The 13,512-nt window shown below is 67.1% G+C and carries 10 protein-coding genes; 6 read left to right on the top strand and 4 right to left on the bottom strand.

Annotated features, from left to right (window positions below):
- Positions 1 to 223 precede the first annotated feature (223 nt).
- The 6 genes from glpA (at position 224) to ptsH1 (ending at position 7,910) form a co-directional block, all read left to right on the top strand.
- The gene (gene glpA / locus ACSR87_RS00275) at positions 224 to 2,011 is read left to right on the top strand and encodes an anaerobic glycerol-3-phosphate dehydrogenase subunit GlpA (RefSeq protein ID WP_498529095.1); all 1,788 of its coding nucleotides are present in this window, start codon (positions 224 to 226) and stop codon (positions 2,009 to 2,011) included.
- Positions 1,998 to 3,266, top strand: a complete 1,269-nt coding sequence (glpB, locus tag ACSR87_RS00280) for a glycerol-3-phosphate dehydrogenase subunit GlpB (protein ID WP_498529096.1) — start codon at positions 1,998 to 2,000, stop codon at positions 3,264 to 3,266. Before glpA ends, glpB begins: the two co-directional genes overlap by 14 nt.
- Positions 3,263 to 4,573, top strand: a complete 1,311-nt coding sequence (locus ACSR87_RS00285; RefSeq protein ID WP_498529097.1) for an anaerobic glycerol-3-phosphate dehydrogenase subunit C — start codon at positions 3,263 to 3,265, stop codon at positions 4,571 to 4,573. Before glpB ends, ACSR87_RS00285 begins: the two co-directional genes overlap by 4 nt.
- A gap of 363 nt (positions 4,574 to 4,936) precedes the next feature.
- Positions 4,937 to 6,469 carry a glycerol kinase GlpK gene (gene glpK / locus ACSR87_RS00290; protein ID WP_498529098.1) on the top strand — a complete coding sequence of 511 codons (1,533 nt, stop codon included), beginning with the start codon at positions 4,937 to 4,939 and terminating at the stop codon, positions 6,467 to 6,469.
- A 3-nt stretch (positions 6,470 to 6,472) separates the two neighbouring features.
- Complete coding sequence (locus ACSR87_RS00295; RefSeq protein WP_498529099.1) at positions 6,473 to 7,537, top strand: DUF7973 family transport facilitator; 1,065 nt, start codon at positions 6,473 to 6,475, stop codon at positions 7,535 to 7,537.
- Between the two features lie 97 nt (positions 7,538 to 7,634).
- Entirely contained in the window at positions 7,635 to 7,910 is a 276-nt protein-coding gene (gene ptsH1 / locus ACSR87_RS00300) for a phosphocarrier protein HPr (protein WP_498529100.1), read from the top strand.
- Between the two features lie 86 nt (positions 7,911 to 7,996).
- On the opposite strand, the gene dhaM is transcribed toward ptsH1, so the two are convergent.
- From dhaM to ileS, 4 genes are all read right to left on the bottom strand, one after another.
- Positions 7,997 to 8,383: a dihydroxyacetone kinase phosphoryl donor subunit DhaM gene (dhaM, locus tag ACSR87_RS00305; protein ID WP_004063261.1), complete on the bottom strand. Its 387-nt coding sequence runs from the start codon at positions 8,381 to 8,383 to the stop codon at positions 7,997 to 7,999.
- Positions 8,380 to 9,078, bottom strand: a complete 699-nt coding sequence (gene dhaL, locus ACSR87_RS00310; RefSeq protein WP_498529101.1) for a dihydroxyacetone kinase subunit DhaL — start codon at positions 9,076 to 9,078, stop codon at positions 8,380 to 8,382. Before dhaL ends, dhaM begins: the two co-directional genes overlap by 4 nt.
- Before the next feature lie 138 nt (positions 9,079 to 9,216).
- On the bottom strand, positions 9,217 to 10,215 hold the full coding sequence (gene dhaK, locus ACSR87_RS00315) for a dihydroxyacetone kinase subunit DhaK (protein WP_498529102.1): 999 nt from the start codon (positions 10,213 to 10,215) through the stop codon (positions 9,217 to 9,219).
- A gap of 165 nt (positions 10,216 to 10,380) precedes the next feature.
- Positions 10,381 to 13,512 carry an isoleucine--tRNA ligase gene (gene ileS / locus ACSR87_RS00320; RefSeq protein WP_498529103.1) on the bottom strand — a complete coding sequence of 1,044 codons (3,132 nt, stop codon included), beginning with the start codon at positions 13,510 to 13,512 and terminating at the stop codon, positions 10,381 to 10,383.

The following is a 13,512-nucleotide window of genomic DNA, read 5'->3' on the forward strand; positions in this document are numbered from 1 at the left end:
GTTCGTGACGACCGCCGAGCTCGAAGCAATCGTAACTAATAGCAACAATAATTTTGAATTATTGCCGTCGTTTTGATTCGGCGTAGAAACGCCGAGATACGGTATTCTACGACCACTACGATGGCATTCCGGTCTGTGAAGTGGTCCGTTCTGTGAGACGAACGGGGCGCGAGACGAGTGAAGGTAAAATAAAGTGCCGTCGGTCCTACCTCACGAAAGACAGATGAAAAAATCGCCGAGCGTCCTCGTCATTGGCGGGGGGTCGACCGGCACGGGCATCGCGCGCGACCTCGCGATGCGCGGGCTGGACGTGACCCTCGTCGAGAAGGGGAACCTCACACACGGGACGACGGGGCGGATGCACGGACTCCTCCACAGCGGGGGCCGGTACGCGGTGTCGGACCAGCCGTCCGCCAAGGAGTGTATCGAGGAAAACCGGGTCCTGCGGCGAATCGCGGGCCACTGCGTCGAGATGACGGGCGGGCTGTTCGTCCAGCGACCCGAGGACTCCGACGAGTACTTCGAGAAGAAACTGGAGGGCTGCCGCGAGTGCGGCATCCCCGCCGAGGTGCTGTCCGCCGAGGAGGCCCGGGAGATAGAGCCGTACCTCGCGAAGGACATCAAGCGCGCCATCAAGGTCCCCGACGGCGCGGTCGACCCGTTCCGCCTCTGCGTGGCGAACGCCGCGAGCGCCGTCGAACACGGCGCGCGCATCGAGACGCACTCCGAGGTCACGGACGTGCTCGTCGAGGACGGCGAGGTCGTCGGCGTCGAGGTCACCCACCAGACCGGCACCGGCCCGTACGTCCACGGCGAACCCGGCGAGGTCGAGGAAATCCGCGCCGACTACGTCGTCAACGCGACCGGCGCGTGGGCCGGCCAAATCGGTGACCTCGCGGGCGTCGACGTCGAAGTCCGCCCCTCGAAGGGTGTCATGACCATCATGAACACCCGGCAGGTCGACACGGTCGTCAACCGCTGTCGGCCGAAGGGCGACGCCGACATCATCGTCCCCCACGAGACGACGTGCATCCTCGGGACGACCGACGAGGAGGTCGAGGACCCGGAGGACTACCCCGAGGAGGGCTGGGAGGTCGACCTGATGATAGAGACGCTGTCGGAGCTCGTGCCCATGCTGGCCGAGGCGCGGACGATTCGCTCCTTCTGGGGCGTCCGCCCGCTGTACGAGCCGCCGGGCACCGGCACGGAGGACCCGACGGACATCACCCGCGAGTTCTTCCTGTTGGACCACGCCGACCGCGACGACCTGCCGGGCATGACGAGCATCGTCGGCGGCAAGCTCACGACCTACCGGATGATGGCCGAACAGATTTCGGACCACGTCTGCGAGAAGCTCGGCGTCGACGCCGAGTGCCGCACCGCTGACGAGCCGCTCCCGGGCAGCGAGGACTTCACCGTCCTCCGCGACTACATGGACGACTTCGGCCTGCGGTCGCCCATCGGCCGCCGGTCGGCCCAGCGCCTCGGCTCGCGCGCCGACGAAGTCCTCAACAGCGTCGACCCCAACCCGGTCGTCTGCGAGTGCGAGGCCGTCACCCGCGCGGAGATTCAGGACGCCCTCGACACCGCGGGCACGGACCTCAACTCCGTGCGCATCCAGACGCGCGCCTCGATGGGCAACTGTCAGGGCGCGATTTGCTGTCACCGGATGGCGAACGAACTCGCGCCCGAGTACGACGAGGAGACCGTCCGCGCCTCCCTCGACGACCTCTATCAGGAGCGCTGGAAGGGCGAGCGCCACGCCATGTGGGGTACGCAGCTCTCCCAGACCGCGCTGAAGCACATGCTCCACGCGGCGACGATGAACCGCGACGAGGACCCCGCCGCGGCCGACGCCGACATCGACTTCGCCGCCTTCGACGACGGCGGCGCTTCGGAGGGCGACGCCTCGGGCGTCGCGTCCGGCGGCGCGGTGGCAGACGGCGGCCGCGAACGGGCCGCGGACCGCGCGGACGACGACGCGCTCGGAGGTGCAGATGGCGATAACTGACGACGTGCTCGTCGTCGGCGGCGGCATCGCCGCCTGCACGGCCGCGCTCTCGGCCGCGGAGACGGGCGCTCGCGTGCGCCTGCTCGCCCACAAGAAGAGCACGCTCCGACAGGCCAGCGGCCTCGTGGACGTGCTCGGCTACGCCGGCGGCGACGGTCCCCTCTCGGACCCCTACGCCGGCCTCGACGCGCTCCCGGAGAGCCACCCCTACCGCGTCGTCGGCGAGGACGGCGTCCGCGCCGGTCTCCGCATCTTCGACGAGGCGGTCGGTGACGCTTACCGCGGCGGCCACACCGATTCGAACGCGCTCGTGATGACCCACGGCGGTGCGGTGAAGCCGACCGCTCGGTATCCCGCGTCGGTCGCGCCCGGCCTCGCCAGTTCGTCGGGCGACACGCTGCTCGTCGGCTTCGCGGGTCTCACGGACTTCGACGCGCCAGTCGCAGCCGACCACCTCGCGGCCGCCGGCGTGCCGTTTTCGGCCCGCGGCGTCACCGTCGAGTTCCCCAAGCGGTTCCGCGCCGACGCGAAGGTGACCCGGTTCGCCAAGGCGCTCGACCGCGACGAGGACGTGGACGGCGGCACGGTCCGCTCCGTCCTCGCTGACACCGTCGCCGACGAGTTAGACGGCGAGTCGCGCGTCGGCTTCCCGGCGATGCTCGGCGACGACCGCGACGAGGACGTTCGCGCGGAGCTTTCGGACCGCCTCGGCGTCCCCGTCTTCGAGGTGCCGACCGGCCCGCCGAGCCTGCTCGGACTCAAGCTCGAAGACATGCTGTTCGACGCGCTCGACGAAGCGGGCGTCCGCATCGCCGCGGGCAACCCGGCGGTCGACTTCGAGGCCGACGACGGCCGCGTCGAGACCGTCATCGTCGACCAGAAGAGCCGACCGACGCCCTACTCGGCCGACCAGGTCGTCCTCGCGACGGGCGGCCTCGTCGGCAAGGGCCTCGACTCCGACCGCGAGTCGGTCACAGAGCCCGTCTTCGGCTGTCACGTCCCGCATCCCGAGGACCGCTACGACTGGTCCGAACCCGAGGCGTTCGACGACCACGCGTTCGCGCGCTTCGGCGTCGTCCCCGACGACGAACTCCGGCCGACCGACGAAGACGGCGAACCGCACTTCGAGAACCTGCGCGCCGCGGGCGGCGTCGTCGGCGGTGCCGACGTGGCGCGCGAGAAATCCGCGAGCGGCGTCTCGCTGGCGACGGGTGCCGTCGCCGGCCGACTCGCGGGCGAGGAGGCAACCAGATGAGTGACGCAGAATCCCCAGGCAACCCGACTTTGACCCCCGACGCACAGACAGACGACTTCGAGGCCGTCGAGGTGTTCCCCGACAGCACCGACATGGACCTCCGTCCCGGCGCGGACAACTGCTACAAATGCACCGCCTGCGACGTGTCCTGTCCGGTCGCGGAAGTCGACGACGAGTTCCCCGGGCCGAAGTTCCAGGGGCCGGAGCAGTGGCGGCTCAAGCGCAAGGAAGACGAGGCCGTCGACGACTCCATCATGTCGTGTTCGAACTGCATGCGCTGTGACGACGCCTGTCCCTCGGGCGTCCCGCTCAGCCAGATGCACAACACGGCCCGCGGCGAGTACGTCGACGAGCAGATGGACAAGCTCTCGCGGGAGTACATCCGCAACCGCATCCTCGCCAACTACGGCACGCTCGCCCAGTTGGGCGGCATGTTCCCCCGGCTGGCGAACGCCGTCATGGGCAACTCGGTCGTCCAGCAGATAAACGAGAAACTGCTCGGCATCACGGCCGAGCGCGACTTCCCCGAGTTCGCCACCCAGACGTTCCGCGAGTGGTGGAACGAACGCGGCGGCCCGCAGGTCCGCTCCGAGGAAAAGCGCGTCGCCTACTTCCACGGCTGTTACTCCAACTACAACACGCCCGAGGTGGGCAAGGCGATGGTCCGCGTCTTCGAGTCGTTCGGCTACGAGGTCGTCGTCCCCAAGCAGCGCTGTTCGGGGACGCCGATGTTCGCAAACGGGATGCTCGACGACGCCAAGCGCGCCGCCGGCATCAACGTCGACAACTTCGCGGGGCTCATCCCCGAGGGCTACGACATCATCGCGTCGTGTACCTCCTGTTCGATGTCGCTCCGCCAGGAGTACCCAGAACTGTTCGACATCGACGGCATCGAGGACCTCTCGGCGCACACCTACGAGGCGCTGGAGTACCTGCGCATCCACGAGGACCTCGAAGGCGCGGTTCGGGAAGCCTCGGTCGACGACCAAGCCTTCGCGTACCACGCGCCGTGTCACGGCCGCAATCAGGGCCTCGACCGGCAGGCGGTCGAGCTGTTCCGCCAGCTCGACGGCGTCGAAATCGAGGACGTGGGCGACTCCTGTTCCGGCATCTCGGGAACCTACGGCTGGAAGGAAGAGAAGTACGACAAGTCGATGCAGATCGGCGCGGACATGTTCGACCACATGGAGCACGCCCAGGGGAGCGTCGGCATGACCGAGTGTCCCACCTGCTCGATGCAGATGGAACACGGCACGGGCTACGACATCAAGCACCCGCTCCAGCTCCTCGAAGAGGCGCTGGTCTGACTCGCGCGCACGGCTGACGGCCGTCTTCGTTCGAGCGCCGGACCACCCGAACGGCGTCGCGCTCGGCGCGCGCGCCGATTCGGCGGCGGATTAGAGGATGTTGTTGCCGGTTGGTCGCCGTTTTTTCCTGTTAATCGGCGGACGCGGTCGTTCTGTTCGCCAGACCGACCCGCTGGTTAAAACGGTCGAAAAAAGCGCCCGTGTGGAATAAAACTCCTGAATACAGCGGTTACAAGCCCCTTAACCCGAGTACAAACGCCACAGTATGCGGGGCAGTAGTAAAGAAACATTTATCATATAATTTGTACACGTTTGTAGTGGTAGGACTCTCACACCGAGAGTTCGTATCGAGGTTGGTTAGAAATGTCAGGAGAAACTTACGTCGGTGCCATCGACCAAGGTACCACAGGCACGCGGTTCATGGTGTTCGACCACGACGGCAAGGTGGTCGCCAACGCCTACGAGAAGCACGAACAGATCTACCCAGAGCCCGGTTGGGTCGAACACGACGCAAACGAGATTTGGGACAACACGAAGCAGGTCATCGACGCGGCGCTTTCGAGCGCCGGGCTCGACGCCGAGCAGTTAGAAGCCATCGGCATCACGAACCAGCGCGAGACGACGCTCGTCTGGGACCGTGAGACCGGACAGCCGATCCACAACGCCATCGTCTGGCAGGACCGTCGGACGACCGACCGCATCGAGACACTCGAAGCGGAGGGCAAGACCGACGACGTGCGCGCGAAGACGGGGCTCGAACCCGACGCGTACTTCTCTGCGACGAAAGCCGAGTGGCTGCTGGACAACTCCGACCCCATCAAGCTCCAGCGCTCCCGGCCCGAAGATATCCGAGACCGCGCCGCCGACGGCGAACTCGCCTTCGGGACCATCGACACGTGGCTCATCTACAACCTGACGGGGAACCACATCACGGACGTGACGAACGCGTCGCGGACCATGCTGTTCAACATCCACGACATGGAGTGGGACGACGAACTCCTCGACGAGTTCAACGTCCCGCGCGAACTCCTCCCCGAGGTCCGCCCGTCGTCCGACGACGACTACTACGGCACGACCGACGCGAACGGCTTCCTCGGCGCGGAAGTCCCCGTCGCCGGAGCGCTCGGTGACCAGCAGGCCGCGCTGTTCGGCCAGACCTGTTTCGACGCCGGCGACGCGAAGAACACCTACGGCACCGGCTCGTTCATGCTGATGAACACCGGCGACGAGGCGGTCATGTCCGAACACGGCCTCCTCACCACCGTCGGCTTCCAGCGCTCCGGTGAGCCGGTCCAGTACGCCCTCGAAGGCTCCATCTTCATCACGGGCGCGGCAATCGAGTGGCTCGAAGACATGACGCTCATCGACAACGCCGCCGAGTCCGAGAAGCTCGCTCGGTCGGTCGAGTCCACCGACGGCGTCTACTTCGTCCCCGCGTTCACGGGCCTCGGCGCGCCCCACTGGGACCAGCGCGCCCGCGGCACCATCGTCGGCATGACCCGCGGCACCCGCCGCGAGCACATCGTCCGCGCGACGCTCGAATCCATCGCGTTCCAGACGCGCGACGTGGCCGAGGCGATGGAGTCCGACAGTGACATCGACCTCTCCAGTCTCCGCGTCGACGGCGGCGCTGTCAAGAACAACTTCCTCTGTCAGCTCCAGTCGAACATCCTCGACACGGAAATCGTCCGCCCGCAGGTCGACGAGACGACCGCGCTCGGGTCGGCGTACGCCGCCGGCCTCGCCGTCGGCTACTGGGAGACGCTCGACGAACTCCGCGACAACTGGCAGGTTGACCGCGAGTTCGAGCCGAAAGACCCACAGAACGTCGAGCACCGCTACGGCCGCTGGAAAGAGGCCGTCGACCGCTCGCTCGACTGGGCACGGGAGGAATAACACGTGTTCGAAGCATTCGCACTCCAGATTCCGGTCATCGGCGTCAGCACGGAACGGTTCGTCGTCCTCCTGCTCGCGGCGTTCGCGGGCGGGATGTTCGGCGCGGCGCTCGGCGCGCTGCCGTCGTTCATCTTCACCGGCTTCGTCGTGCTGCTCGGCGAGACGGCGGGCATCGTCATCCGACAGTTCGAGGGTGCCGACCTCGTCACCGCCGGCGAACTCGGCACGGGTATCACCGGCAGTATCGGGTTCGGTCCGTTCGTCGGCCCGCACATCGCCTTCGCCGGCGGTGTCGCCGCCAGCGCCTACGCGGGCAAGCGGTACGCCGACATGAACCCCAGTGAAGGCGGCTACCACTTCGGGAAGGACATCACGTACGCGTTCGGTACGAAGCCCGACATCCTCGCCGTCGGCGGCCTGTTCGGCGTCCTCGGGCTCCTCATCTCCCGCGTCGCGGGAGGTATCGGCCTCCCGCTCGACAGCGTCGCGCTGTCCGTCATGACGACGGCGTTCATCGCACGAATCGCCTTCGGCTACCCGCTCATCGGCTCGCCCGCCGGCAGCGGCCTCCTCGACATGTCGCCGTTCGAGAAGGACGAGATGCGCGGCGACGGTAGCGGTCGGCCCGCGACCGAGCCGTGGCTCCCTCACCAGTACAAGTGGGTCAACATCGTCGTCATCGGCCTCGCCGCCGGTATCCTCGGTGGCTGGGCGTGGCTCATCACGGGGAGCTTCTTCCTCGGCTACGGTATCTCGGCGGCCAGCCTGCTGTTCTTGAACCTCGGCGTCGAGAAGATTCCCGTCACTCACCACATCACCCTCGGTGGGTCGGCGTTCGGAGCCGTCGCCGCGCCGATGGTCGGCGGGAGCGAACCGCTCATCATCGTCGCCGCCGCGGTCGGTGGCGTCATCGGTGCGCTCCTCGGGGAACTCACCCAGCGTATCGCCTACGCGCACTCCGGGACGCACGTGGACCCGCCGGCGATGTCGATTACCATCTACTCGCTGCTCATCGGCGTGCTGTTCCTGCTCGGGGTCATCCCGAACTCGGCGTACCTCGGGCTCTAAACCCGGACGCCTCCGGCCCCGCACACGTCGTTCACGATTTTTCTTCGCCGCGTTCCGCAATCGGTAGCGATAACGCTCCGCAGTCGATACCCGACGTATGGAACGCATCGTCACCGTCGTCCCGAAAGACGGCCTGCACGCACGTCCCGCCTCCCAGTTCGTCGAGACCGCGAACTCCTTCGACGCCGACATTCAACTCGGCCGGGCCGACGAGGACGACCTCGTCCCCGCCGCCAGTATGCTCGCCGTCACCGGCCTCGGCGTCGGCCACGGCGAGGAGATTCGCCTCGTCGCCGAGGGCGACGACGCGGAGGCCGCGCTCGACGCGCTCGAAGAAGTGCTCTCGACGCCCGAAGCCGGCGACGAAGAATAAGAATAAGAACCGGCGGCCCGCCGCTCCCGCGGCGGTCTCTTTTCCGGTCGGTCGATGGCCCGGACGCCTGGGTCGTCCCGGTCGGGTCAGTTCAGCTTCCGATAGTCGCGGGCGTCCTCGGCGCGCTCGACGACCGAGTCGAGCGTCGCCTTCTTGCTCGTCGTCTCGACGGCCGCGTTGAGCGTCCCCTCCAGCACCGGCGCGTCCGCGATGACCGCCTCGGAGTCCATCGCCATCTCGATGGCGAGTTCCGCGTTCATCACGGCGCTTCCGAGGTCCACGAGGACGACGACGCCGTCGCCGTCGTCCGCCTCCTCGATGCCCTCGCGGATGCGGTCCGGCGAGGTTCCGATGCCGTCTTCGTCGCCGCCGGCGGGGACGATGCGGGCGTTGCCGCCGCCCATCTGCGCCGCGACCTCCGCGATTCCCTCGGCCGCCTTCGCGCTGTGCGAGACGACGACGAGGCCAATCATTCGCCCCTCCCGACGGCGTCGTCGGCCCGCGCGTCGCGGTCGACCTCGCCGTCGAGGTACTCCTCGGCGGTCGCCAGTAGCTCTTCGAGGATGAACAGCGTGCTAGTCGCGCCGGGGTCCTGATGGCCGACCGAGCGCCAGTCGAGGAACGACGCGCGGCCCTTCATCGCCTTGATGGGGACCGTGAAGGCGACGCCGCGCTCGGCCGCGTCGACGGCCTTGGCGAGGGCTTCCAGCGGCGGGAGGTCGTCCTGCTCGATAGACTTCTTGTAGGTGTGGACGGCGGGCACGAGCGCGTCGACCATCGTCTTCGCGCCGACCTGCGCGCCGCCGCGGTCCTTGACCTTGTCGAGGTACGCCTCCGCGAACGCCACCGACGACTCGGCGGTGATGCCGTCTTCGAGCTCTTGGCTAGCGAACATGATAGAGCCGCCGTAGAGGGGGCCGGAGGCCCCGCCGACGTTCGAGATGAGCGTCGTCCCGACGTTTTTGACGACCTCGTTCGGCTCCATCTCGACGAACTCCTCGCGCTTGTCGGCGGCCTTGCCGAAGCCGCGTTCCATGTTCGCGCCGTGGTCGGCGTCGCCGATGGCGGAGTCGAGGTCCGTGAGATACTCCTTCTCCTCGGCGAGGCGCTCGGCGACGTTGTCGAGCGCGTCCAGCACCGCTTCGCGTTGTGTCTCTGCGTCAGCCATGGCTGACCTTCGTCGGCCGGGGGGTTAATCCCTTGTCCCGCGGGACTGTTCTGCCGCGAAAAATCGGTGACGAGTCGGGGGTCGCCGCCGGGAGTTCGCGGCGGCGGTCGTCGCGTACTCGGCGGCGGTGAGTCCGACTTACTCGGTGACCGTCAGTCCGGGCGTCTCCGCGGGCGCGCCGAGCAGTTCCTTGAGTTCGTCGTCGACGCGGAGCACGGAGACCGAACAGCCCATCATGTCGAGCGAGGTCATGTAGTCGCCGACCCACGCGTCCCACGTCTCGACGCCGCGGTCGTCGAGGATGGACTGGAGCTTGCGGTTGACGATGTACAGCTCCGACAGCGGCGTGCCGCCCATGCCGTTGACCATCGTCACGACCTCCTCGCCCTCGTCGAGTTCGAGGTCGTCGAGGACGTTCTCGGTCAGGTGTTCGGTAATCTCGTCGGCGCTCATGACGTCGGCGCGCTCGGTGCCCGGCTCGCCGTGGATGCCGATGCCGAGTTCGATTTCGTCCTCGCCGAGGTCGAACGTCGGCTCGCCCTTCTCCGGCGTGACACAGGAGGTGAGCGCCATCCCCATCGTCCGCACGTTGTCGACGACCTTCTCCGCGACCGCTTTGACCTCGCTGAGGTCGCCCCCCGCGGCGGCCTTCGCACCGGCGCACTTGTGGACGAAGATGGTGCCCGCGACGCCGCGGCGACCCGAGGTGTACAGCGAGTCCTCGACGGCCACGTCGTCGTTGACGACGACCTGCTCGACGTCGACGCCCTCCATGCCGGCCATTTCGGCGGCGGTGTCGAAGTTCATCACGTCGCCCTCGTAGTTCTTGACGACGCAGAGGACGCCCTCGCCCGCGTCCGTCGCCTGAATCATCTCGTTCAACTGGTCAGCCGTCGGGGAGGTAAAGACCTCACCGGCCGCCGCGCCGTCGAGCATTCCTTCGCCGAGATAGCCCGCGTGCGTCGGCTCGTGGCCCGACCCGCCGCCGGAGACGACCGCGACCTTCCCCTCGACCGGCGCGTCGTCGCGGACGAGAACGTTCGTGCCGTCGAGCCGGCGCAGTTCGGGGTGCGCCGCGACCATCCCGTCGAGCATCTCGTCTACGACCGCTCCGGGTTCGTTGATGAGTTTCTTCATGACTCACCGTCCCTCACGTTCGATGAGGCCAAAAGTGTTGGTCAGTCGGAAGTCGAGGCTGTCGCCGTCTGCGAAAAATCGGTGGTAAGCACCTCCATTTTGCGGGCCGCGGCGGCGACCGAACGCCGGCGGCGACCGGGGGAGGGACGGAAGCGCGCGACCGCCTCAGTCGAGTTGCGTGACCGCGATAGTCACCGACACGTCCTCGACGTCCCACGTCTCGACCGTCTCGCCCTCGGCGCTTCCGAGGTCGAACTCGCGGGCGCGGACCTCCTCGGCGATGAGGTCGCTGTTCTCCGCGACGAAGCCGGCGACGCGCTCGTCGTCGACCGCGAGCGACACGTCGATTTCGGCCTCGACGTCGAGGTCGAGCTGTTTGCGCATCTCCTGAATCCGGCGGATGACGTCGCGGGCGTAGCCCTCGGACTCGATGTCGTCGGTGAGTTCGGTGTCGACGTACACCGTGCCGCCCTCGAAGTCGGCACCGCTGACGTGTTCCGGCGGTTCCGCGCGGTACGAGACCATCTCGTCGGTGAGGTCGTACGTCTCGCCGTCGACCTCGACGCCCGATTCGACCGCGGCGCGCGAGAGCCCTTCGACGGCCTCCATTATCTGCTGGGCCTCAGCGCCGAACTCCGGCCCGATGACGCTCATCTGCGGCTCGGCCGTCTCGACGAGTTCGTCGAAGACCTCGACGACCTGCACGTCGCGGGTGTTCACGCGCTCCGCGAGGAGGTCCGAAAGGGCGTCGACCGCCTCAGCGACGCTGTCCTCGTCGGACTCGACGATGATTCGCGAGACGGGCCAGCGGAGCTTGCGGCCGCCGAGTTGGCGGGCGTGCGCCGCGGCCTCCTCCACGTCGCGGAGGACGGCCATGTTGGCCTCCAGTTCCTCGTTTCGGAGCTCCTCGTCGGCCTCGGGGTACGACAGCATGTGGACGGTCGTCTCCGAGCCGTCGAGCCGCTGGTACATCCGCTCGGCCATGTAGGGCGCGTAGGGCGCGATGAGTCGGATGGACTCCGAGAGCACCGTCGAGAGCGTGGCGTACGCGCCGAGCTTCGACGCCGAGTCCTCCTCGTCCCACATGCGCTCGCGGATGGCCTTCACGTAGAAGCGCGACACGTCTTTCGTGATGAAGTCGAGGAGCGTGTTGAGCGCGGTGGAGACCTCGTAATCGTCCCACGCGTCGGCCATCTCGGCCTCGACGGTCTGGAGCCGCGAGAGCACCCACTCGTCGACGACGGTGAGTTCGCCCTCCGAGAGGTCGGCCTCGGCGGGGTCGTAGCCGTCGAGGTCCATGTACGGAAGCGGGAAGCGGAAGACGTTCCAGAAGATGTTGAGCGTCGATTGGGTGTCCGCGAGGCCATCCCACTCGAACGAGAGGTCGACGCCCTGCTGGTCGTGGCTGAGGAGGTAGGCGCGAAGCGGGTCGCGGCCGGCGCGGTCGATAGCCTCCTCGGGCGTGACGATGTTGCCGACGGACTTCGACATCTTGCGGCCGTCCTTGTCGTTGGCGAAGCCGTGCATGATGACCTCCTTGTACGGCGATTCGCCGGTCGCGGCGGTGCCCATGCCGAGCTGCGACCAGAACCAGCCGCGGGTCTGGTCGTGCGCCTCGATGATGAGGTCGGCGGGCCACAGTTCGTCGTAGGCGTCCGTCTCGCCGGGGAAGTCGAGCGTGCCCCACGTGGCGACCGAGGAGTCGATCCACACGTCGAACACGTCGGGGACGCGCTCGTAGGTGACGCCGTCTTCGGTGATGGTGATGGGGTCGACCGAGGGCCGGTGGAGGTCGACCGTCTCGGGGTCGATATCCTGGTCGGCGCGCTCGGCCAGTTCCTCGCGCGTGCCGACGACAATCATTTCCTGTGCGCCCTCGGCGTCGGCGTCCTGCGGGACCCAGATGGGAAGCGGGATGCCCCAGTAGCGCTGCCGGGAGACGTTCCAGTCGGGCGCGTCGCTCACGAAGTCGCGGAAGCGGTTGTCGCGGGCCCACTGGGGATGCCACTCGGACTCCTCGATGTTGTCGAGAAGCTGGTCTTTCACGTCCGTGACCGTGATGAACCACTGGTCGGTGGCGAGGAAGATGATGTCCGTGTCACAGCGCCAACAGTGACCGTATCGGTGGTCGTGCTCGCCGGCGTGAAGCAGGTGGCCGAGTTCGTCGAGGTCCTCGATGACCTCCGGGTTGGCGTCGCGGACGAAGGTGCCCGCGTAGTCGCCGCCCTGCTCGGTGAACTCGCCTTTGTCGTCTACGGGGACGAACACGTCGAGGCCGAGTTCCTGTCCGCGGGCGAAGTCCTCCTGCCCGTGGCCGGGCGCGGAGTGGACGAGGCCCGTGCGGTCGGCCTCGACGTAGTCGGCGGTGTACACCTGTCTCGCGCCCTCGAAGTCGGCGTACTCGTCGACCACGCCGTCGAGCGGGTGGTCGTACTCCCAGCCGACCATCTCCTCGCCCGTGACCTCCGAGAGCACCTCGTAGTCCTCGTAGCGACCCTTCTTTAGGACCTCCTCGACGCAGGGCTCGGCAAGATACAGCACTTCGCTCTCGCCGTCCTTCTCGGCGCGGACCTCCTGATACGTCATCTCGCCGTCGACGGCGACGAACGTGTTCGCGGGGATGGTCCACGGCGTCGTCGTCCAGATGACGAGGTTGCCCTCGCGGCCCTTCAGCGGGAACTTGACGTAGATAGAGGGCGACGTGATTTCGTCGTACTCGACCTCGTTGGCCGCGATGGCGGTCTGACAGCGCGGGCAGTAGTTGACGCTGCGCTTGCCCTGTTCGACCAGTCCGTTTTCGGCGACCTTCGAGAAGGCCCACCACGCGGACTCCATGTACTCGGGCGACAGCGTCTGGTAGGGGTTGTCCCAGTCCATCCACGCGCCGATGGACTGGAAGTCCTCGTCCATCGCCTCGCGGTTGCGGACGGCGAACTCCTTGCACTTCTGGATGAACTGCTCCATGCCGAACTCCTCGATGTCGCGTTTCGAGGTGAAGCCGAGTTCCTCCTCGACTTTGACCTCGATGGGGAGGCCGTGCATGTCGTAGCCGGGGCGGTCCGTGACCTGATGCCCCGTCATGCGCTTGTGCCGGATGACGGCGTCTTTCAGCGTCTTGTTCCACGCCGTGCCGAGGTGCATCTGGCCGGAGGTGTACGGCGGGCCGTCGACGAAGAAGAACGACGGGTCGTCGGCGTGTGCCTCCTTCGTCGCCTCGTAGGCGTCGTTCTCGTCCCAGTACTCGCCGACGACGGACTCTACGTCCGACGGCGTGTACTGGTCTGCGATGTCTTCCAT

Source organism: Haloferax sp. SDI50, assembly GCF_059802635.1.